Source organism: Microbacterium longlingense (genome assembly GCF_058349825.2).
This window is the reverse complement of record NZ_JBYRJA020000003.1, coordinates 160,061-181,670: the sequence shown is the minus strand read 5'-3', so window position 1 is coordinate 181,670 and position 21,610 is coordinate 160,061. Positions and strand designations below refer to the sequence as shown.

The 21,610-nt window shown below is 70.1% G+C and carries 15 protein-coding genes; 6 read left to right on the top strand and 9 right to left on the bottom strand.

Annotated features, from left to right (window positions below; genetic code table 11):
- Positions 1–2 precede the first annotated feature (2 nt).
- Complete coding sequence (locus AC3RXY_RS06095; protein WP_491510151.1) at positions 3–923, top strand: tetratricopeptide repeat protein; 921 nt, start codon at positions 3–5, stop codon at positions 921–923.
- A 42-nt stretch (positions 924–965) separates the two neighbouring features.
- Here the strand turns inward: AC3RXY_RS06095 and glgB are convergent, their stop codons facing one another.
- The 3 genes from glgB to glgX all read right to left on the bottom strand — a co-directional run bounded on the left by glgB (position 966) and on the right by glgX (position 7,445).
- Positions 966–3,152, bottom strand: a complete 2,187-nt coding sequence (gene glgB, locus AC3RXY_RS06090; protein WP_491510001.1) for a 1,4-alpha-glucan branching protein GlgB — start codon at positions 3,150–3,152, stop codon at positions 966–968.
- 5 nt (positions 3,153–3,157) lie between these two features.
- Positions 3,158–5,233, bottom strand: a complete 2,076-nt coding sequence (locus AC3RXY_RS06085; RefSeq protein ID WP_491510000.1) for an alpha-1,4-glucan--maltose-1-phosphate maltosyltransferase — start codon at positions 5,231–5,233, stop codon at positions 3,158–3,160.
- A gap of 109 nt (positions 5,234–5,342) precedes the next feature.
- The gene (gene glgX, locus AC3RXY_RS06080) at positions 5,343–7,445 is read right to left on the bottom strand and encodes a glycogen debranching protein GlgX (protein WP_491509999.1); all 2,103 of its coding nucleotides are present in this window, start codon (positions 7,443–7,445) and stop codon (positions 5,343–5,345) included.
- A 99-nt stretch (positions 7,446–7,544) separates the two neighbouring features.
- Between glgX and AC3RXY_RS06075 the strand changes: the two genes are divergently transcribed.
- The 3 genes from AC3RXY_RS06075 (at position 7,545) to AC3RXY_RS06065 (ending at position 10,374) form a co-directional block, all read left to right on the top strand.
- Positions 7,545–8,699 (top strand): cysteine desulfurase family protein, encoded by a 1,155-nt coding sequence (locus tag AC3RXY_RS06075; protein WP_491509998.1) that lies wholly within the window; start codon positions 7,545–7,547, stop codon positions 8,697–8,699.
- A gap of 115 nt (positions 8,700–8,814) precedes the next feature.
- Entirely contained in the window at positions 8,815–9,921 is a 1,107-nt protein-coding gene (gene mnmA, locus AC3RXY_RS06070; protein WP_491509997.1) for a tRNA 2-thiouridine(34) synthase MnmA, read from the top strand.
- 84 nt (positions 9,922–10,005) lie between these two features.
- Complete coding sequence (locus AC3RXY_RS06065; RefSeq protein ID WP_491510150.1) at positions 10,006–10,374, top strand: RidA family protein; 369 nt, start codon at positions 10,006–10,008, stop codon at positions 10,372–10,374.
- A 41-nt stretch (positions 10,375–10,415) separates the two neighbouring features.
- On the opposite strand, the gene AC3RXY_RS06060 is transcribed toward AC3RXY_RS06065, so the two are convergent.
- A complete protein-coding gene (locus AC3RXY_RS06060) occupies positions 10,416–10,895 on the bottom strand; it encodes a class I SAM-dependent methyltransferase (RefSeq protein ID WP_491509996.1) in 480 nt (159 codons plus the stop codon).
- A gap of 67 nt (positions 10,896–10,962) precedes the next feature.
- Between AC3RXY_RS06060 and ligA the strand changes: the two genes are divergently transcribed.
- The gene (ligA, locus tag AC3RXY_RS06055; protein ID WP_491509995.1) at positions 10,963–13,317 is read left to right on the top strand and encodes an NAD-dependent DNA ligase LigA; all 2,355 of its coding nucleotides are present in this window, start codon (positions 10,963–10,965) and stop codon (positions 13,315–13,317) included.
- 215 nt (positions 13,318–13,532) lie between these two features.
- On the opposite strand, the gene AC3RXY_RS06050 is transcribed toward ligA, so the two are convergent.
- The gene (locus tag AC3RXY_RS06050) at positions 13,533–15,287 is read right to left on the bottom strand and encodes a DEAD/DEAH box helicase (protein ID WP_491510149.1); all 1,755 of its coding nucleotides are present in this window, start codon (positions 15,285–15,287) and stop codon (positions 13,533–13,535) included.
- 210 nt (positions 15,288–15,497) lie between these two features.
- On the opposite strand from AC3RXY_RS06050, the gene AC3RXY_RS06045 reads away from it, so the two are divergent.
- A complete protein-coding gene (locus tag AC3RXY_RS06045) occupies positions 15,498–16,343 on the top strand; it encodes a TIGR03620 family F420-dependent LLM class oxidoreductase (protein ID WP_491509994.1) in 846 nt (281 codons plus the stop codon).
- A 68-nt stretch (positions 16,344–16,411) separates the two neighbouring features.
- Here the strand turns inward: AC3RXY_RS06045 and AC3RXY_RS06040 are convergent, their stop codons facing one another.
- From AC3RXY_RS06040 to AC3RXY_RS06025, 4 genes are all read right to left on the bottom strand, one after another.
- The gene (locus AC3RXY_RS06040) at positions 16,412–17,959 is read right to left on the bottom strand and encodes a tripartite tricarboxylate transporter permease (protein WP_491509993.1); all 1,548 of its coding nucleotides are present in this window, start codon (positions 17,957–17,959) and stop codon (positions 16,412–16,414) included.
- Positions 17,959–18,606, bottom strand: a complete 648-nt coding sequence (locus AC3RXY_RS06035; protein ID WP_491509992.1) for a tripartite tricarboxylate transporter TctB family protein — start codon at positions 18,604–18,606, stop codon at positions 17,959–17,961. The genes AC3RXY_RS06040 and AC3RXY_RS06035 overlap by 1 nt, the downstream gene beginning before the upstream one ends.
- Entirely contained in the window at positions 18,603–19,583 is a 981-nt protein-coding gene (locus tag AC3RXY_RS06030; protein ID WP_491509991.1) for a Bug family tripartite tricarboxylate transporter substrate binding protein, read from the bottom strand. Before AC3RXY_RS06030 ends, AC3RXY_RS06035 begins: the two co-directional genes overlap by 4 nt.
- A gap of 155 nt (positions 19,584–19,738) precedes the next feature.
- Entirely contained in the window at positions 19,739–21,439 is a 1,701-nt protein-coding gene (locus AC3RXY_RS06025) for a long-chain-fatty-acid--CoA ligase (protein WP_491509990.1), read from the bottom strand.
- Positions 21,440–21,610 lie beyond the last annotated feature (171 nt).

Here is a 21,610-nt window from a genome sequence, read left to right as displayed (position 1 = left end):
ATATGCCCGCTGCCGCACTGCGCGGTGCCGTTGATCTGTCCTCTCTCCGTCACCGCTCGACGGCTGCGCAGCCGGGTGGCGAGAACGGCGCGGGCCTGGCGGGCATCGACCTCGTGTTCGACCTCACCGATGCCACCTTCCCGCAGGCGCTCGAGCTCTCGCGGCAGGTTCCGGTGGTCATCGACCTGTGGGCGGAGTGGTGCGGCCCGTGCAAGCAGCTCGGCCCGATTCTGGAGAAGGTCGTCACCGAGCTCGGCGGACGCGTGGTGCTCGGCAAGGTGGATGTCGACGCCAACCCGCAGCTGGCTCAGGCGTTCCGGGCGCAGTCGATCCCGATGGTGGTCGCTCTGGTCGGCGGCCAGCCGGTTCCGCTCTTCAACGGTGCCGTGCCGGAGGATCAGGTGCGTCAGGTGTTCGCTCAGCTGCTGGAGCTCGCAGCGCAGAACGGTGTGACCGGGACGGTTCCCACCGGGGACGACGCAGCGGAGCAGGAACCGGCAGAGCCGGAGCTGCCGCCGCTGCACGCGCAGGCGTACGCCGCCATCGAGGCGGGCGACTACGCCGGCGCGGTGACGGCCTATGAGCAGGCCATCGCCGAGAACCCGCACGACGAGGAGGCGCGCGCCGGCCTCGGGCAGGTGCGCCTGCTCCAGCGTGTGCAGGGCGTTGATCTGCAGGAGGCGCGCGCGGCCGCGGCGGCGGCCCCCGACGACATCGATGCGCAGTTCCTCGTCGCAGACCTGGACGTCTCCGGCGGGCACGTGAGCGACGCGTTCGACCGTCTGCTCGATCTGTTCGCCCGGCGGGACGGCGATGACCGCACGCGCGTGCGCGAGCGCCTCGTCGAGCTGTTCGGTCTCGTGGGGGAGGGTGACCCGCGCGTCCAGCCGGCGCGCACGCGCCTCACCTCGCTGCTGTTCTGAGCGCCCGGAGCGTTCCGGGCTCCGGGCGCGGGCCGGGGCGGATCAGCCCCGGCCGACCTTCGGATACAGGTGCGGCTCGCGCTGGTATCGCAGCCACAGGGTCGACAGCGCCGGCAGCGTCATGGTCGCCCGTGGCTGCCCGTCGTCGCCGTTCTCTGCGGCGTGCACGATGCCGAGATTGCCGTCCCCGCGGCCACCGTGTTCCGCGGCGTCGGTGTTGAGGACCTCTTCCCAGATCCCCGGCAGGGGCAGGTCGAGCTCGAAGCCTGTGAGCGGCGTCCCGGCGAAGTTGCTGACAACGGCCAGATGACCGCCGTGGGCGTCGCGCCGCACGAACGAGATGACGTTCGGGTTCCAGCGCGGAGCGCCGAGGCGGGTGAACGACGTACGGTCGCTGTCGCGCTCCCACAGCGGCGCATGACCGCGATAGGTGCGGTTGAGGGAGCCGATGAAGCCGAGCAGTTGTTCGTGCGAAGGCTGGTCCAGCAGCCACCAGTCCAGTTCACGGCTTTCTGACCACTCCGAGAGCTGACCGAATTCCTGCCCCATGAACAGCAGGTTCTTGCCGGGATGGGCCCACATGTACGCCAGGTAGGCGCGCATGTTGGCGAGCTTGTGGAAGTGGTCTCCCGGCATCTTGGACAGCAGGCTTCCCTTGCCGTGCACCACTTCGTCGTGGCTGATCGGGAGGAGGTAGTTCTCGCCGAAGGCGTAGACGAACGAGAACGTCATCTCGCCCTCGTGGTGAGAGCGGTGGATCGGATCCCGCTGGATGTACACGAGGGAGTCGTTCATCCAGCCCATGTTCCATTTGAATCCGAAGCCGAGTCCCGCGTGGTCGGTGGGCGCGGTGACCCCGGGGAAGCTGGTGGACTCCTCGGCGATCATCATGATCCCGGGGTGGCGGCGATAGGCGGTGGCATTGACCTCCTGCAGGAACCGGATCGCCTCGAGATTCTCGCGCCCGCCGTGGACGTTCGGTTCCCATTCGCCGTCGTTGCGCGAATAGTCCAGGTACAGCATCGATGCCACGGCATCCACGCGCAGGCCGTCGACGTGGAACTCCTCGAGCCAGTACAGCGCATTGGCGACGAGGAAGTTGCGCACCTCGTTGCGCCCGTAGTCGAAGATGTACGTGCCCCAGTCGCGGTGCTCGCCTCGACGAGGATCCGGGTGCTCGTAGAGGGGGTGGCCGTCGAAGCGGCCGAGGGCGAAGGCGTCCTTCGGGAAGTGCCCAGGCACCCAGTCGAGGATGACGCCGATACCGGCCTGGTGGAGGCGGTCGATCAGATAGCGCAGGTCGTCGGGGGAGCCGTAGCGCGCGGTGGGGGCGTAGTAGCCGGACACCTGGTAGCCCCACGAGCCGCCGAACGGATGCTCGGACAACGGCATGAACTCCACGTGGGTGAACCCCGTCGCCTGCACGTGCGCGATGAGGGGGTCAGCGATGTCACGGTATCCGAGCCCGTTCCGCCACGACCCGAGGTGCACCTCGTAGACGGAGAGCGGCTGGGCGACGGCGTGGGTGGCCGCGCGCCGGGTCATCCATGCCCCGTCGCCCCAGGCATACGAGGACACGCCCACGACGGACGCGGTCGCCGGCGGCACCTCGGTGGCTTGCGCCATCGGGTCGGCCTTGTCGATCCAGGCGCCGGCGTCGGTGAGGATCTCGTACTTGTAACGCGTCCCGGCCAGCACATCGGGGATGAAGAGCTCCCACACCCCGCTGCCGCCCAGTGAGCGCATCGCATGGCCGGCGCCGTCCCAGCCGTTGAAATCGCCGACGACGCGAACCGCACGGGCGTGGGGGGCCCAGACGGCGAACGCCGTTCCCGTGTCGCCGTCGACCAGCACCGGATGCGCGCCCAGCACCGTCCAGAGTCGCTCGTGGCGCCCTTCGCCGATCAGATGCAGGTCGAGCTCTCCGATGGTGGGCCGATGGCGGTACGGGTCACCGGTGGTCCACTCCTCGCCGTTGTCGTAGAGGGTCTCGACGCGGTACGGCTGCGGGGAACCGGCGTGCCCGCCCTCCCAGATGCCGTCGGCGACATGATCGAGCCCGAGCTCGTTGCCGTCGGAGAGCAGGACGGTGACCGCCTCCGCGAGGGGGCGCCTGACGCGGATGATCGTGCGGCCAGCGCCGTCCTGATGGGTTCCCAGGTAGGAATGGGGATCATGGTGCGAACCGTTCGCCACCGCCGTCACCAGGGCCTCGTCGAGTGCATTCATGATCCTCATCCCTTCACCCGGAGGATGTGCACCGGCTCCGTGAAGGCATCCAGGCGCACGTAGTTGTGGTCGCTCCAGGTCCATGTCTGTCCGGTGAGGAGATCCTCGACCTCGAAGGCGTGACCGGGCTCGACACCCCACACGGCGGTGTCGAGATGGATCGTGGTCTCCCGCACGGAGTGCGGGTCGACATTGGCGACGACGATGATCGTGTCGTCCGTGCCGGTTCCGGTGAACGCGGCGTCCAGATGCTTGGAGAAGACGAGGACGGCGTCGTCATCGCTCCAGTGCACGGCGAGGTTGCGCAGCTGCCGGAGCGCGGGATGCTCGCGACGGATCTCGTTGAGCCGTCGCAGCAGCGGCGCCAGAGAATCGCCCGCGGCTTCTGCGCCCTCCCAGTCGCGGAACGCGAACTCGTACTTCTCGTTGTCGATGTTCTCCTCCGAGCCCGGTCTGGCGACGTTCTCGAAGAGCTCGAAGCCGGCGTAGACCCCGTACGTGGGAGCGGCGGTCGCGGCGATGCACGCGCGGATGCGGTAGGCGGCCCTGCCGCCGAACTGCAGGTACTCGGTGAGGATGTCATGGGTGTTCACGAACATGTTGGGCCGCATGTAGTCGGCGGTGTCGTGCGAGACCGACGTCAGGAACTCCTCGAGCTCCGCTTTGGTGTTGCGCCAGGTGAAGTAGGTGTAGCTCTGCTGGAACCCCACCGCGGCGAGGGCCCGCATCACCGCCGGCCGGGTGAAGGCCTCCGCCAGGAAGATCACGTCGGGGTCCTCCGCGTTCACGGTGGCGATCAGCCACTCCCAGAAGCGCAGCGGCTTGGTGTGCGGGTTGTCGACCCGGAAGATCTTCACCCCCTGGTCGACCCAGTGCCGGACGATGCGCAGCATCTCCTGGGAGATGCCGTCCGGGTCGTTGTCGAAGTTCAGCGGGTAGATGTCCTGGTACTTCTTCGGCGGGTTCTCCGCGTAGGCGATCGAACCGTCGGGGAGGGTCGTGAACCACTCCGGGTGCTCCGTGACCCACGGGTGGTCCGGTGAAGCCTGCAGGGCGAGGTCGAGCGCCACCTCGAGCCCGTGCGCCGCGGCGGCCGCCACGAAAGAGCGGAAGTCTTCCAGGGTGCCGAGGTCGGGGTGGACGGCGTCGTGTCCGCCCGCGGCTGCGCCGATCGCGTAGGGCGAGCCGGGGTCGCCCGGCTGGGCGGTGAGGGTGTTGTTGCGCCCCTTGCGGTTGGTCTCTCCGATCGGATGAACCGGAACGAGATAGACGACCTCGAAGCCCATCCCCGCGACGCCAGGCAACCGCTCCGCCGCCGTGCGGAACGTGCCGCTGGTGACGGTTCCGTCGGGGTGGCGCACCGCGCCCTCGGAACGGGGGAAGAACTCGTACCAGGCACCGACGCCCGCGCGTGTGCGCTCGACCAGGATGGTGTGCGCGCCGGTGCGGCTCGGCAGGGACATGAGCGGACGGTCGGCGAACAGCGCCGCCAGCGCCGGGTCCGTCGATGCGCGGAGCGCGGCCGCGACGTCCCCCGCAGCGAGGGCTTCTGCGTCCTGCGTGAGCCGTGCGCGCTCGGCGGCGGGACGGTCTCTCTCGGCGGCCGCGCGGGCCAGGAGGAGGGACCCGGATGTAGTCATGACATCGGCGTCGACGCCGGCCGCGATCTTCAGCGCCGCGGCGTGGGCCCAGGTGGCGAAGTCGTCAGAGAAGGCCTCGAAGCGGAAGGACCACGTTCCCGGCTCGTCGAGGGCGATCCACGCCTCCCACCGGTCGCTGCCGTCCCCGAGCGGAGTCAGCCGGTGCAGCGACTTCTTTCCACCGGGCGAGGTCAGACGAACATGCACCCCGATGGCATCGTGTCCCTCCCGGAACGCCACCACGCGGAACGGAACCGCTTCGCCGAGGAACGCCTTCGGTGCGAAACCGGCGGGCGCCGCCGGCGCGGGGTCCAGCAGCGGGATGCGCCCGGTGCGGGCCGGCGGCGCTTGAGGCCCGGCCGGGGGCTGCTTGCGCAGCGGGATCCGTGCCGGGCTCCTCAGAGTGCCGGACGGGGAGACGACGTCGGATGCTGCTGCCACACCCCGAACCTATCGCCCGGGGAGGGCGCTGAAAAGGGAACGCGCGGTGCACATCGTCCCTCGGTGCGACCACCCGGCCGGCGCAGGCAACCACAACGGCGCCGACGGCTCATTCCGCGCGGAACAGCCGCATCGACGTGCCGCCCATCGGGATCACATCCCCTGGCGCGAACACGGCGTCCGTCTCGCGCGGGATCTCCTCCGAGCTCGACCACAGCGGCACATAGCGACGGACGCCCTCGACCTCGGGCAGCCGCACGTCGACGGAGGTCTCCCTGCCGTGCACGACGAGCAGCACGCGGTTGGGGTCGTCCTCCCGTTCCTCCACCGCGAAGTACTGCAGCGTGCGCCGGCTGGCGTCGGTCCACTCGTCGATCGACATGGTCTCGCCGGTGTTGCTGTACCAGTACATCTGGCTCGCCCCTGGACGCGTTTCCCCCAGGCGAGCGAAGTGCGTGGGGCGCAACGCCGGGTTCTCGCGGCGCAGGCGGGTGAGCGTCTCCACATGGGACCGCAGCGACTCCTGCCAGGGGAGCGGCTCCCAGTCCAGCCAGGTCAGCGGGGAATCATGCACGTAGGCGTTGTTGTTGCCATCCTGCGACCGGCCGACCTCATCGCCCGCGGTGAGCATCGGCACTCCTGCCGACAGCAGCAGGGTGCCCAGGAGGTTGCGCATCGCCTTGCGGCGCGTCGCCTCGATCACCGCATCGGGGGTCGGACCCTCCGCGCCGTGGTTGAAGGAACGGTTGTTGTCGGTTCCGTCGCGGTTGTCCTCGCCATTGCCCTCGTTGTGCTTGACGTTGTACGACACCAGATCCCGCAGGGTGAAGCCGTCGTGCGCCGTGATGAAGTTGATGCTCGCAAGCGGACCGCGCTCATCCGAGAAGGTGTTGGACGATCCGGCGAGCCGGGTGGCGAAACCGCCGATGCCGACGGGAGGGGTCGAGGCGCGGCGGGCATAGTCGATGTCGCTCAGCCAGAAGTTGCGCACCCGGTCGCGGTATCGGTCGTTCCACTCGTGCCAGCCTGCGCCGAAGTTGCCGGTCTGCCACCCGTCGAAGCCCAGGTCCCACGGCTCCGCGATGATCTTGGCATCGGCGAGGTCGGGATCCGTCGCGATCGCGCGCAGCAGCGGATGATCCGGAGTGAACGCGTGGCCCTCGTCGCGTCCGAGCGCCGTGGCCAGATCGAAGCGGAACCCGTCGACCTGCACCTCCCGCGACCAATAGCGGAGCGAATCGAGCACCAGGCGGGCCGCAGCATCGGAGGAGGTGTTGAGCGTGTTGCCGCACCCGGTGGTGTCGATGTAGGTGCCGTCGTCCTGCTGGCGGTAGTACCGTCCGTTGTCGATTCCGCGCAGGCTCGAACGAGGTCCGTCCTCGGCACCCTCTGCGGTGTGGTTGTAGACCACATCAAGGATGACCTCCAGCCCCGCCTCGTGCAGGAGCTTCACCATGCCCTTGAACTCGCGCAGCACCGCATCAGGTCCCTGGCGGCGGGCCTCCCGAGAGGCGTACGGCGCGTGGGGGGTGAAGAAGTTGAGCGTGTTGTATCCCCAGTAGTTCGCGCGCCCCTGGCGGGCCAGCCACGGCTCCGAGAGGAAGGCGTGGACCGGGAGCAGCTCAATGGACGTGACGCCCAACCGGTGGAAGTACTCGATCATCGCGGGGTGCGCGAGACCGGCGTATGTGCCGTGCAGCGCCGGCGGGATGTCGGGATGCCGCTTCGTGAGACCCTTCACGTGACCCTCGTAGATGACGGTGTCCGTCATCGGAATCGCGGGCTTGGCGACCCCGCCCCAGTCGAACGAGCCGTCGACGACGACCGAGCGCCAGTCGTCGGGGGCGGTGCCGCGGACGATTCCGCGCGTGTACGGCTCCAGCAGCAGTTCGTTCGGGTTGAAGGAGTTCCCGGCTCCCTGTGGACCGGTCACCTGGATGGCGTAGCGTGCGCCGGGAACGAGCAGCGGGGTCGAGGCCTGCCAGACACCGTCGCCGACGGGGTCGAGGCGGACGGTCTCGATGATCCAGTCCAGGTCTTCGTCGTCGAAGATCACCAGGTCCATCGCCGTCGCATCGGAGGACCAGACGCGCAGCGTCCCGACCCCGTCGCGGACGACGACCCCGAGGTCGTCGTACGCGCTGCTGCACAGGCCGCAGGCGCGCGTGGCGACGGACTCGTCGGTTTCCTCTGTCACGGTGTGCGGGCACATGCGCAACAGCCTATGACGGGATGCGGTCCGACACTGCGGCAGACCGGGTCTCAGCGCTGCACGGATGCCCGCCGGAGCGCCGGGTGAGAGAGTTGACGGGTGCACTATCTCGATCACGCGGCCTCCGCCCCGCTCCGCCCCGAGGCCCGGGATGCCTGGCTCGACGCGACCGCGGAAACAGGCAACGCCTCGTCGGTGCATCGGGCGGGACAGACGGCCAGGCGGATGCTCGAAGAGGCCCGCGAGCGGATCGCGCGCGTCCTCGGCTGCGAACCGGTCGAGGTGGTCCTCACCTCGGGCGGGACGGAGTCGGTGAACACGGCCATCCGCGGTCTGTGGGAGGCCAGAGCCGGTGGCACCGACGCCGTGGTGCTCCCCGATGGCGAGCACCACGCCACGATCGACACCGTGGCGGCCCTCGCCGCTGGGGGCGCCGCGGTGCGCCCCGTGGTGATCGACGGGCAGGGGCGGATCGACGCGCGCGCCTTCGCCGAGGCCCTGCCCGGTGCGGCCTTCGCGACGGCGCTCCTGGCGAACAACGAGTGCGGCACGATCAACGACGCGCCCGCGCTGGCGGCAGCCGCGGCCGAGGCCGGCGTGCCCCTGCACCTCGACGCGATCGCCGCGCTGGGACACGTGCCGCTGGCGTTCTCCGACCTGCGCGCCGCCGCATCGGCGGGTATCGGGCTCGTCGCGCTCAGCGTGAGCGGGCACAAGGTGGGCGCCCCGGTCGGCACCGGTGCGCTGGTGGTCGCGCGGACCGCCGGCCTCGCCCCCCTGCTGCACGGCGGAGGGCAGCAGCGCGGACTGCGCCCCGGCACGCCGGACGTCGCGGGGGCAGCTGCGCTGGCCGTCGCGGTCGAGCTCGCCGAGGCGGAACGCGTGGCCGAGGGAGTGCGGCTCAGCGCGCTGCGCGAGCGGCTGCTGTCCGGTATCCGTGCGGCGGTGCCCGCCGCGGAGCTTCTGGGCGACCCGGTGCGACGCCTCGCTGGCAACGCGCACGTGCTCTTCCCCGGTGCAACGGGGGAGAGCCTGCTGTTCCTGCTCGATCAGGCCGGGATCGCGGTGTCCACCGGCTCCGCCTGCCAGGCCGGGGTGCAAGAGCCATCGCACGTCGTGCAGGCGATGGGGCGCAGCGTCGAGGAGGCCAGGAGCGTGCTGCGCATCACCCTGGGCCGAACCTCGACCAGCGCCGACGTTGATGCCGTGACCCGGATCATCGGCGACGCCTACCACCGCGCCGCTCCCCGCTGACCTCTCGCCGGTGCCGGGCCCGCGGGCGGCGCCCGCCCAGACAGAGGGCTGGCACCGGCAGCGCGAACGCGCGGAGGCGGGGCGTGGCCCCGGGGAGGGCTCGTAGACTGGGGGCATGCGTATTCTGGCGGCGATGAGCGGCGGCGTCGACTCTGCCGTCGCCGCGGCGCGCGCGGTCGAGGCGGGGCACGACGTCGTCGGCGTGCATCTCGCGCTCTCGCGCGCCGGCGGCACGCTGCGCACGGGGTCGCGGGGATGCTGCACCATCGAAGACGCCATGGACGCGCGGCGGGCGGCCGATCTCCTCGGGATCCCGTTCTATGTGTGGGACTTCTCCGAGCGCTTCCGCGATGACGTCGTGGCCGACTTCGTCGCCGAGTACCGCGCCGGGCGCACCCCGAACCCGTGCCTGCGGTGCAATGAGCGGATCAAGTTCGCCGCGCTCCTCGAGCGCGCGATCGAACTCGGTTTCGACGCCGTCTGCACCGGACACTACGCGACCCTGGTCGAGGGAGCGGACGGGCCGGAGCTGCACCGCGCGTCCGATGAGGCGAAGGACCAGTCCTACGTCCTGGGGGTGCTCACCGCAGAGCAGCTCGCTCACAGCCTCTTCCCCCTCGGCTCGACTCCGTCGAAGGCCGTCGTGCGTGCGGAGGCGGCTGAGCGTGGCCTGTCCGTGGCGCAGAAGCCGGACAGCCACGACATCTGCTTCATCCCCGACGGCGACACCCGTGGCTGGCTGGCCGAGCGTATCGAACAGACCCCCGGGGCGATCGTCGACCAGGACGGCGCGGTGGTCGGCACCCATGAGGGCGCGCAGGGATACACCGTCGGCCAGCGCCGTGGACTGCGTCTGGGGGTTCCCGCGCCCGACGGCAAGCCGCGCTTCGTGCTGGAGGTGCGTCCGGTCAGCAACACGGTCGTGGTCGGACCGAAAGAGGCCCTCGCGGTGGGTGAGCTGTCCGGCTCGCGATTCTCGTGGGCGGGGGCGGCTCCGGACACGGCGGACTTCCCCTGTCACGTGCAGATCCGTGCGCACGCCGACCCCGTGCCGGCGCGTGCCTGGACGGACCAGACCTCGGTGCGGATCGTCCCCAGCGAACCGCTCGACGGCGTCGCGCCCGGTCAGAGCGCGGTGCTCTATGCGGGCACGCGCGTGCTCGGCCAGGTGACGATCGACCGCACCGTCTCCGCCGTCCAGCCGGTGCCGCTCGGCGCCTGAGACCGCCCAGCGGTGTCCGCGCCTCCTCGGCACAGGGTTGCGCCGGTCGCGCAGGCGCGCCGCGCTCGCACCTGTACACCCGCGGTGGAGGACGTCGCGGAGTACGCCTACGCCGCCGTCGCTCCCGCGAACGCGCGACTGGTCTTCCTCGCCGGGGCGTGTCCGCTGGATCCGAACGGCAACACGGTCGGTGCCGGCGACTATGCCGCCCAGGCCGCGGCGTGCGTGGCGAACCTGCGGATCGCGCTCGCCGACGCGGGCGCCTCGCTCGGCGACGTCATCAGCACCCGGGTGCTCGTCGCCACGACGACCCAGCGTGACCTCGTCGCGACGTGGGAAGTGGTGCGGGACGCCTTCGGTGCGCACAGCGTGCCGAGCACGCTCGTCGGTGTCACGGTGCTGGGCTACGACGACCAGCTGGTCGAACTCGAGGCGATCGCCGCGGTCTGCTGAGCACGCCCCTCGCTGCCTCGGGACGGGGTCCGGAAGCGGGATCAGATCGGTTTCGTCCAGCGCAGCAGATACCGGTAGGGCAGGCCGCGTCGGATGCGAGCGCCGGGCAGCACCCGGCGTGCGATCGCACGGATGTCACGCAGGCCGTGGCGCCAGCCCACCACGATCAGATCGCCGCAGGGCCGAAGCAGATCGGCAGCACGGGTGAGCGCTGCGCCGATGGGCATGCGGTGCAGCGATGCCACGAAGGTCACCAGGTCGAAGCGTCCGGCGGCGTCGAAGGAAGACAGTCCCCGCCCGACCAGCTCGACACCGGTTGTGCCGCGCAGCCGATGCCGGGCGCGTTCGAGCGACACGCCATCCGGTTCGAGCCGGGCGGCGGTCGTCATCACCGGCGCCAGACGCTGCAGCAGCAGTCCGTCGCCACAGCCGACATCCGACGCCGCACCGCCCCGGTGCGCACCGGCTATGCGCACGATCCACGCGTGGTACGCCGTGTTGTGGTTCCCGTACGCGTCCATCCCGGCATCCTCGCATTCGGTGTCGGGGGTGCGCTGTGATGTCAGAACCCGCTCGTAGACTCATTGCGTGCCCGAGAACATCTCGCTGGAAGACGCCCGTGCCGAGGCGGAGAGGCTGACCTCGCTCATCCTCGATGCCAAGGACGCCTATTACGGTCGCGACACCTCGCTCGTCGATGACGCGACCTATGACGGCTGGATGCTGCGGCTCGAGGAGCTGGAGCGTCTGCATCCCGAGCTGCAGGGCCAGGACTCGCCGACCCAGATGGTCGGGGCCGCCGGAGAGACCGGGCTGGCGACGATCGAGCATGCCGAGCGCATGCTGAGCCTGGACAACGTCTTCTCCATCGACGAGCTGCGGGAGTGGGCCGCCAAGACGGTCGCCGCGGCGGGGCGCGAGGTCGCGTGGCTGACTGAGCTCAAGATCGACGGCCTGGCGATCAATCTTCGGTACGAGAACGGCGTGCTCACCTCCGCGGCCACCCGGGGAGACGGTCGCGTCGGCGAGATCGTGACGGAGAACGCCCTGCGCCTCGCCGACATCCCAGAACGCCTGAGCGGAACAGGGCATCCTCCGCTCATGGAGGTGCGGGGCGAGGTGTTCATCCCGGTCGCGGCATTCGAGGAGCTCAATGCGGCGCAGGCCGTCTTCCGGGACCGCTATGTGGCCGAGCGAGAGGCGCGCAGCGGCGGCACGCGTGCCTTCGACCGGGAGCGTGTCATGGCCAGTGCACTGCGTACCTTCCCGGCCTTCGCCAACCCGCGCAACGCCGCCAGCGGAGGCCTGCGGCAGCAGCTCGACAAGAAGTCCGGCCTCGAGCTCGAGGCCGGACTGAAGCGCATCGATGCGCTCTCGCTCTACGTCCACGGCATCGGTGCGTGGCCGCAGCCGCCGGTCTCCGCCCAGAGCGAGGTCTACGAGCTGCTCGCCAGCTGGGGCCTTCCGGTCAGCCCGCACACACGTGTCTATGACGCGATCGATGATGTCGTCGGCTTCGTGAACCACTTCGGAGAGCATCGTCACGATGTCGAGCACGAGCTCGACGGCATCGTGGTCAAGGTGGACGAGCTCGCGCTGCACGCCGAGCTCGGCACCACCAGCCGTGCTCCGCGCTGGGCGATCGCCTACAAGTATCCGCCGGAGGAAGTGCATACGCGGCTGCTCGACATCGTGGTCTCGGTGGGGCGCACCGGGCGCGCCACCCCGTACGCGATGATGGAGCCGGTGCACGTGGCGGGATCGGTCGTGCGCCAGGCGACGCTGCACAACCAGGACGTGGTCAAGGCGAAGGGCGTGCTGATCGGCGACACGGTCGTGCTGCGCAAGGCGGGCGACGTGATTCCGGAGGTGCTGGGGCCGGTGGTCGAGCAGCGCGACGGCACGGAGCGCGAGTTCGTCATGCCGGCGCTGTGCCCGGAGTGCGGAACGCCGCTCCGGCCCATGAAAGAGGGCGACATCGATCTCCGCTGTCCGAATGCTCGCTCCTGCCCGGCCCAGGTACGCGGCCGGGTCGAGCACATCGGTTCGCGGGGAGCGCTCGACATCGAGGTGCTCGGGGAAGTCACGGCAGCGGCTCTGACGCAGGCGGAACCGCCATCGATCGCCCCGCTCGAGACCGAGGCCGGCCTGTTCTCCCTCGCACTCGAAGACCTGGTGCCGATCACCGTCGTGGTCCGCGACGCAGAGACCGGGGAACCGAAGGTCGATGACGCCGGCGACCCGGTGCGACGCACGCCGTTCCAGAAGCTGGGGCCGGCGACGTACCCGCCCGGCACCGAGGGGCTCGATCCCGCGGAGCGTCGTCGTCGTGGCATCCGCAAGGACCACCGCGAGGTGCTTCCGTCGGAAGCCGCGGTGAAGCTCCTCGCCGAGCTCGAGAAGGCCAAGACCAAAGAGCTGTGGCGTCTGCTGGTCTCGCTCAACATCCGTCACGTCGGTCCGGTGGCCGCGCGCGCGCTCGCGCAGTGGTTCGGGTCGCTCGACGCCATCCGGGCAGCCACCACGGAGGAGCTCGCGGCCGTCGAAGGCGTCGGGCCCATCATCGCCGAGTCGATTCAGGAGTGGTTCGGCGTCGACTGGCACCGCGACATCGTCGAACGCTGGGCGCGGGCCGGAGTGCAGTGGACGACCCCTGGTCACCCCGGTCCGGGGGCGGCAGCCACCGCCGGGGGTGTCCTGGAGGGCGTGACGGTGGTGGCGACCGGCACGCTGGACGGGTACACCCGCGAGGGCGCGCAGGAGGCGATCATCGCCGCCGGGGGGAAGGCGGCCTCGAGCGTGTCGAAGAAGACCGATTTCGTCGCGGCTGGGCCCGGCGCCGGCTCCAAGCTGGCCAAGGCGGAAGACCTCGGGATCCGCGTGCTCGACGCAGCGCAGTTCCGCATTCTCGTGACGGAAGGCCCCGCAGCGCTGGGGGAGTGACGTTTCGGGTCGACGTGGTCCGGCACCGCGGTGTGGTGCGTCGTCCCTCGCTCGGACCGTGGCGGGGGCGCCTCACTCAGGCAAAGCCAGGCGCGGAAGCGCCGAGCCCGCGATGTGCGCCGGTTCGGCGCCGTTGTGCCTGAGCTCGGGAGTCCAGCCGATGCGTTCGGCACTCGTCCTGCGCAGCAGGGACCGCGCAGGACGAGTCCCGGGACTCAGGACTTCTTGTGCCGAGGCTTGCGCTCGGAGCGGTCGTCGCGTCCCTGGTCAGATCCACGGTCGTCGCGGCGCGGAGCGCGACCCCGGTCGGGCTGGATCTCGATGAGGCGTCCCGAGATCCGCGTGTCACGAAGCTTCTCCAGGACACGGCGGTCGAGATTCGCCGGAAGCTCGACGATCGAGAAGTCCGGCCGAATGGTGATCGCCCCGAAGTCGTCGCGGCCGAGGCCGCCCTCGTTGGCCAGAGCGCCGACGATCTGACGCGGCTCGACGCGGTGACGCCGACCGACCTCGATGCGGTAGGGCGTGTAGTCGCCCTTGCTGCGACGTTCGCGCGGCCCCCGCGCCGGGCGGTCGTTGCCTGCTCGCTCGCGGGGCGGACGGTTGTCGGCCGCGACGGCCTTCGCAAGCGGGTCGTCGTTGGGGTCGAGCAGCAGCGGGGAGTCGCCCTGGGCGACCAGTGCGAGCGCCGCCGCGACGTCGGCCTCCGGCACGTCGTGGTGACGCACATAGTGGGCGATGATGTCGCGGAACTCCTCGATGCGGCCTTCCTCGCCGAGAGCGCTGGAGATCGCGTCGTCGAACCGGGCCAGGCGCGTGCTGTTCACATCCTCGGTCGTGGGCAGCTGCATCTGCTGGGGCTGCTGGCGCGTGGCACGCTCGATGTGGCGCAGCAGGTAGCGTTCGCGCGGTGTGATGAAGCTGATCGCGTCACCGCTGCGGCCGGCGCGGCCGGTACGGCCGATGCGGTGCACATACGACTCTGTGTCGGTGGGGATGTCGAAGTTCACCACGTGGCTGATGCGCTCGACGTCGAGCCCGCGCGCGGCGACATCGGTGGCGATCAGGATGTCGAGCTGACCGTTCTTGAGCTGGTTGACGGTGCGCTCGCGCTGCACCTGGGGTACGTCGCCGTTGATGGCTGCGGCGGAATAGCCGCGCGCCCGCAGCTTTTCGGCGAGCGTCTCCGTCTCGTTCTTGGTGCGGACGAAGACGATCATCCCGTCGAAGTTCTCGACCTCGAGGATGCGCGTGAGCGCGTCGACCTTCTGCGCATACGAGACAACCAGATAGCGCTGCGTGATGTTCGCGTTGGTCGTGGTCTTCGCGGCGATCCGGATCTCTTCCGGATCACGCAGGTACTGGTCGGCCAGCCGCCGGATCTGCGGCGGCATGGTCGCGGAGAACAGGGCGACCTGCTTGTCGTCCGGCGTCTGCGCGAGGATCTGCTCGACGTCTTCCGCGAAGCCCATCTTGAGCATCTCGTCTGCTTCGTCGAGCACGAGGTGGGTCAGCTCGGACAGATCCAGTGTGCCCTTGGCCAGGTGGTCCATGATGCGCCCCGGGGTGCCCACGACGACGTGCACGCCGCGGCGCAGCGCGGAGAGCTGCACGCCGTAGCCCTGGCCGCCGTAGATCGGGAGCACGTGAACACCCTGCATGTGCGATGCGTAGGACTCGAAGGCCTCGCAGACCTGCAGGGCAAGCTCGCGGGTCGGGGCGAGCACGAGCGCCTGCGGGTTCTTCTGCGTGATGTCGATCTGCTCGAGGATCGGGAGCGCGAAGGCGGCGGTCTTGCCGGTTCCGGTCTGCGCCATTCCGACGACATCGATGCCTGTGAGCAGTCGCGGGATCGTGGCGACCTGGATCGCGGAGGGGGTCTCGTATCCGAGGTCCCGGATCGCATCGAGCACGTCTCCGGTGAGGCCCAGATCGGCGAAGGAGGGTGTGGGCTCCGCCGTGTCGGTCATGTCGGTGGGGTCGGCGTCATTCTCGGTCACTTCCCCACCGTAACCGACGCGGCTGGACAGGAGGGGTGAGTCGGCGTCGGAGGCCGGTGGAATACGTCCCCGCTGGCCGCTGTTGCCCGCTGGCCGCTGTTGCGCCGGTCAGGACCACAGCACCACAGCACCACAGCACCGCAGCACCGCAGCACCGCAGCACCGCAGGGAGGAACGACCATGAGCACAGGGAGCGAACGCCTCGGACCGGTGGGGGTGTGGCGCGGAGTCGCGGAGGTCGACGACGATCAGGCGCGCGCGATCGAGGACCTCGGGTACGGCACCCTCTGGCTGGGAGGGTCGCCGCGGTCAGACCTGCAGCGTGCCGAGGACCTGCTCGACGCGACGGAGGGGCTTCGCATCGCCACCGGCATCGTGAACATCTGGATGGCGGACCCGGCCGTGGTCGCCGCGTCGTTCCACCGCATCGAGGCGCGTCATCCGGGCCGCTTCCTGCTCGGAATCGTATCGGGGCACCGCGAGGTGACCGCAGACCGGACGCGTCCGCTCGATGCGATGGAGCGCTACCTCGACGTACTGGACGAAGAGGGCGTTCCGGTCCGGCGGCGCCTGATCTCCGCCATGGGGCCACGGATGCTCGAGATCGCGCGGACGCGCAGTGCGGGCACCCACCCCTATCTCACGGTGCCGGAGCAGACCGCCCAGCAGCGCGCCGCCGTCGGACAGGGGGCACTCGTGGCGCCGGAGCAGACCGTCGTCTTCGACACGGACCCGGCCAGTGCGCGCGCGAGCGCACGCGCCTTCCTTGACCGCTACCTGCGGTTGTCGAACTACACCGCGACGATGAAGCGCGCGGGCTTCTCGGCTGCCGACGTCTCGGACGGAGGCAGCGATCGCCTGGTCGATGCGATCGTGCCGCACGGAGACGCCGCCGTTCTGGCTGCCGCCGTGCGCCGGCATCGCGATGCGGGGGCGGACCATGTCTGCGTGCAGGCGGTGCCGTCCGGCGGTGCCGTGCTCCCTGGCCTTCGTGCTCTCGCGGAGGAACTCGGCCTGCGCCGCTGAGGCCGCGCCGGCGGCCGCGGGATGCGGCAGCCGACCGGGGGCATCGCGATCCGGCGAGGCCCCCGGTCTCAGCGACCGGCGGCGGAGAGCGTGTTCTGCTTGGCCTCCGCGCGCCGACGCGCGGACTGCCGCGCCTGCCCGATCACGGCCAGCGTGACCGTGATCGCCAGCAGCACGTAGAGCACGATCGGCACGGGCGTCGACACCAGCACGATCGGGTTGCCCTCAGACACCGCCAGCGCACGGCGCAGCTCGGTCTCGGCGAGCGGGCCGAGGATGACAGCGATGAGCACCGGCGCGAGCGGCAGCGAGAAGTACCGCATCGCGAAGCCCACCACGCCGATCGCGAGCATCAGCCAGAGATCGACCGTGCGTGAGGCGATCGCGTAGACGCCCAGCACGGCGAACACGGTGATGCCCGCATACAGGTAGTGGCGGGGGATGACGAGCAGTTTCGCCCATACTGCGGCGAACGGCAGGTTGATGATGAGCAGAATGATGAGGCCGAGGAACAGGCTCGCCAGCAGCGGCCACACCAGGTCGCCGCTGCGCTCGAACAGCAACGGGCCGGGCTGCATGCCGTATTGCTGGAAGGCGGCGATCATCATCGCGGCCGTCGCGGAGGTCGGGATGCCCAGGCCCAGCAGGGCGCCCATCGCCGAGCCGGCGGTCGCGTTCCCGGCCGCCTCCGGTGCCGCGACGCCCTGGATGGCGCCGCGGGTGCCGAAGTCGGGGTCGTTGCGCCTCTTGGCGAGACGCTTCTCGGTGCCGTAGGCGAGGAAGGTCGGCACTTCGGATCCGCCGACCGGGATCGCACCGAACGGAATCCCGAACGCCGTCCCGCGCAGGAAGGCGGGGAAGGCCTTGCGCCATTCCCGCAGGTTGAGGAATGGCGAGCCGGAGGCGCTGATGAGCGCGCCGGGGCCGCCGCCGCGGCGGATATGCGAGGCCACGTGGAGCACCTCGCCGATCGCGAGGAGCCCGACGGTGATCACGATGATCGAGATGCCGTCGGCGAGAACCGGGCTGCCGAGCGTGAAGCGCTCGGCTCCGGTGAGCGAGTCGAAGCCGACCAGCGCCAGCGCGAAACCGAGCCCCAGCGAGACCAGACCGCGCACCACCGAGTCCGCCACGACCGCCGAGATCGCCACGAACGCGAACACGGCGAGCGCGAAGTACTCGGCCGGGCCGAAGATGCGCGCGAGCTCGACGATATAGGGCGCGAAGAAGACCACGAGCACGCAGGCGATCGTGCCGCCCGTGAAGGCGCCGATGGCTGAGGTGCCGAGCGCTTTCGCCGCGCGCCCGCTCTTGGCCATCCGATGGCCCTCGAAGGTCGTGGCGATCGCGGAGGAGTTGCCGGGTGTGTTCAGGAGGATCCCGGCGGTGGAGTCGCCGAACAGGCCGCCGAAGTAGATCGATGCGAACATGATGAACGCCCCGGTGGGGTCGAGGCTGAAGGTCACCGGCAGGAGAAGTGCGACCGCCATCGCGGAGCCGAGGCCGGGGAGCACGCCGACCGCGGTGCCGAGCACGGCGCCGATGACGAGGAAGAACAGGTTCTGCAGCGTGAAGGCGACCTGGAAGCCCTCCAGGAGGTGGGTGAGCTGATCCATCACAGCAGTCCTTCCAGGAAGCCGGCGGGAAGGCCCAGACCGAGGCCAGCCCCGAACGCGAGCTGGATGGCCGAGGACATGATGATCGCCACACCGAGGTCGAACAGTGGGCGCCTGCTGCCGAACGCCCAGGCGAGCACCCAGAACAGCGCTGCGGCCGAGAGGAGCCAGCCCACCGGTTCCAGCAGCAGCGCGAACCCGGCCAGCGCCGCCAGGGTGATCCCGACGGTGCGCCAGTCGATGCGCCCGCGCGCCTCCGACTCCGCGGTCTCGGCAACGTGGGCCTGGTGCGGGGAGACGACCCGGATCTCGCTGGTCTCGTCGATGGCGCCGAGCTCCTGCAGCAGTTCGTCGGAGATCTCCGTCGGGTCGCCCGCGACATGCACCCGGCGGGGCGACGTGAGCACCTGGATTCCGAGGGCGATGCCCACTGCGTAGAGGAAGAGGGTCACCAGGGTCGGGAAGAACTGGGGCCCGGGGAAGGAGACCCCGGCGGGGACCTTCATCGTGAGAGTGCCGACGGTCAGTGCCACGGCGAGCAGCAGAACCCCGGCGACCACGATCAGCTCGCTGCGGCCGGTGTACCAGCGTGGCATGCGCTGCACGCGGAGCGCGCCCGTCGTGGGCGTCGGATCGGTTGCGCTCACAGTCCCAGCTCCGTGATCAGGTCGGTGGTGGTGCGGGTCTCCTCGCTGATGAACGCGGCGAAGTCATCGCCGGCGAGGTAGCTGTCGACCCACAGGTTGCGGGCGAGCACGTCGGCCCAGGCCTGCGTCTCGCGGAGCTCGGCGACCATCGAGACCAGCTCGTCGCGCACCGCGTCGCTGATGCCGGGCGGGGCGACGTAGCCGCGCCAGTTGGCCATCGAGACGTCGACGCCCTGCTCGACGAACGTCGGCACGTCGAGACCGGCGACCGGCTCTGCCGCGGAGAGCGCGAGAGCGCGGAGGTTTCCTGATTCGATCTGATCGCGGAACTCGTTGTACCCGGACAGGCCGGCGACGGTGGTGTGCGAGAGGAGCGATGTGACGACCTCCCCGCCGCCGGAGTACGCGAGATAGTTCAGCGATGACGCCGGCACCCCGGCCTCCTGCGCGAGCATTCCGGCGAGCAGATGGTCGATACCGCCGAGGGAGCCGCCCGCGATCGCGGTACCGCCCGGGTTCGCGCGGAACGCGTCCATGAACTCGTCCAGTGTCTGATAGGGCGAGTCCCCTGGCACGATGAGCACGTTGTAGTCGTCGGCGAGGCGGGCGATGGGGGTGACGTCTTCGAGAGTGACCGGGGAGTTGTTGATCACGATCCCGCCGACCATGACCCCGCCGGTCACCATCATCACGTCGTGCCGGTCGCCCATCTGAGCGAGCTGGGCGAGACCGATCGTGCCGGAAGCGCCGGGGATGTTCTTCACCTGCACGGCGCCGGCGATGCCCTCGACCCGCATGATCTGCTGCGCTTCCCGCCCGAAGGTGTCCCATCCGCCGCCGGGGGCGGCCGGCGCGATGATGGTGAGCTTGGTGCGCGGCGTCGCCGCGCCCCCGGAGGAACCGGCGTGCACAGCCGCCGTTGCGAAGAGCACGACGGCGACGACACCGACGATTGCTCCGACGATCTTCTGGCGCATACGGCTGGTGCTCCCTCTCGCGTGACGACGGTGTCCGGTCCGTCCACACTAAGCGTCCACACTAAGCTCCGTCCGGCGCTGGTCGGGTCAGGCGGACGCGTTCGGTCGGGGAACGGGTGGCCGCCCGATCCGTCGTCGTGCCGGCTGGCGCGGTTTCACTCGCCGGTGGTCAACGCCAGGATGTGCTCGCGCACCTGGCGTCGCATGACCTTGCCGATCAGTGAACGGGGCAGCTCATCGACCACGAACAGCCGGCGCGGCACCTTGTACGGTGTCAGGATCCCGCGCGCGAACTCGCGGATCTCGGCCTCGTCGACGGGCTCGTCGCCCTCGATCACGATCGCCGCGACGACCTCCTCGCCCGAATGACCGCTCGGGACCCCGACAACGGCGGCGTCGACGACACGCGGGTGCTGACGCAGTGCGATCTCCACCTCGGTGGGCGCCACGTTGAAGCCGCCCGTGATGATGAGCTCCTTGATCCGGTCGACGATCCGCACGAAACCGGCGTCGTCGATGGTGACGATGTCTCCGGTGCGGAACCAGCCGTCGACGAAAACCCGCTCGGTCTCCTCGGGCTTGCCGTAGTAGCCCTGGAACACCTGGGGTCCGCGCACCACGAGTTCACCGGCCTCACCGGGCTCGACATCGCGCGACGGCTCATCCGGATCGACAACGCGGCACTCGGTGCCAGGGAGGGGGAGGCCCACGGTGCCGGGCACGCGGTTCTCTGCCACCGGGTTCGCCATGAGCACGGGCGAGCACTCCGACAGCCCGTAGCCCTCGACGAGGTAGCCGCCGGATGCCTGCTCGAAGGGCACCACGAGCTCGTGGGGGAGTGCCATGGCGCCCGAGATCGCGATCTCTGTTCCGGCGAGCGAGACCCCCTGCTCCTCCGCCGCGGCGAGCAGCCGCTCGGCGATCGGCGGCACCAGCGGCAGGAAGGTGGCCGGGTGCTTCTTGGTCACGGCGAGCACGAGGTCCGGCTCGAATTTGGGGAACAGCACCAGGCGTGCGCCCATCGACATCGCGAATGTCAGGCACAGGGTGAGCCCGTAGGCGTGGAACATCGGCAGGACCGCGTAGACCACGCAGCCGCGTCCGCGCTGGATAGCGGGCACCCAGGCCTGCGCCTGTCGCGCGTTCGCGAGCAGATTGCGATGGGTCAGTGCCGCACCCTTCGGTGTACCCGTCGTGCCGGAGGTGTACTGGATGATCGCGAGGTCGTCGGTGGCCGGACGGGGGTGCGTCGCGGGGATCGGCTCCGCCGAGACCACCTCCTCCCAGCGCGTGGCGCCGCGCACCGGCTCGGTGAGGGCGGCGCGCGATGCGCGTGCCTTCGCGATCGGCAGCCGGAGGGCGAGGCGGGTGGACCGCGGCATGGCGCGGGTGACGTCGACGGAGATCACCGTCGGAACCGCGAGATCGGCCGGGAACGCCTGCACGGTTCCGACGACCTTCGACCACACGATGGCGTGCTTGGCGCCGTGGTCCTCGAACTGCTTGCGCAGCTCACGCGGGGTGTAGAGCGGGTTGTGCTCCACGACCACGGCGCCCAGGCGCAGGATGGCGTAGAACGCCACGATGTGCTGCGGACAGTTCGGCAGCACGATCGCCACCGGGTCGCCGGGCCGCACACCCCGTGCCCGCAGGCCGGCCGCGGCCCGCTCGATCTGCTGCCACAGCTCGCGGTAGCTGGTCGTGCTGCCGAAGAACTGCAGCGCCGGGGCGTCGGGGTAGTCGCGGGCGGAGGCCTCCACGATGTCCAGCAGCGAACCGCTGATCGGCTCCAGGTCGTCCGGGACGCCCGCGGCGTAGCTGTTGATCCAGGGGCGCGGGGGGTCGTAGGTCGTCACCGCAACAGCCTATGCGTCCCTTCCGGTGCCGCTCACGCCCGCGCACCCGCACCAGAACAGGCGAACAGCACCAGAACAGGCGGCTTCCCGCCGCAGCTGCCTGTTCTGGTGCCGCTCACGCCCGCGCACCCGCACCCGCACCAGAACAGGCGAACAGCACCAGAACAGGCG

Bases quoted from the DNA above. Each gene is read 5' to 3' on its own strand.
- AC3RXY_RS06045 (WP_491509994.1), top strand. From the start codon at position 15,498: ATGAGCACAGGGAGCGAACGCCTCGGACCGGTGGGGGTGTGGCGCGGA.
- glgB (WP_491510001.1), bottom strand. From the start codon at position 3,152: ATGAATGCACTCGACGAGGCCCTGGTGACGGCGGTGGCGAACGGTTCG.
- AC3RXY_RS06030 (WP_491509991.1), bottom strand. From the start codon at position 19,583: ATGCGCCAGAAGATCGTCGGAGCAATCGTCGGTGTCGTCGCCGTCGTG.
- AC3RXY_RS06095 (WP_491510151.1), top strand. From the start codon at position 3: ATGCCCGCTGCCGCACTGCGCGGTGCCGTTGATCTGTCCTCTCTCCGT.
- AC3RXY_RS06060 (WP_491509996.1), bottom strand. From the start codon at position 10,895: ATGGACGCGTACGGGAACCACAACACGGCGTACCACGCGTGGATCGTG.
- glgX (WP_491509999.1), bottom strand. From the start codon at position 7,445: ATGTGCCCGCACACCGTGACAGAGGAAACCGACGAGTCCGTCGCCACG.
- AC3RXY_RS06040 (WP_491509993.1), bottom strand. From the start codon at position 17,959: ATGGATCAGCTCACCCACCTCCTGGAGGGCTTCCAGGTCGCCTTCACG.
- mnmA (WP_491509997.1), top strand. From the start codon at position 8,815: ATGCGTATTCTGGCGGCGATGAGCGGCGGCGTCGACTCTGCCGTCGCC.
- AC3RXY_RS06050 (WP_491510149.1), bottom strand. From the start codon at position 15,287: ATGACCGACACGGCGGAGCCCACACCCTCCTTCGCCGATCTGGGCCTC.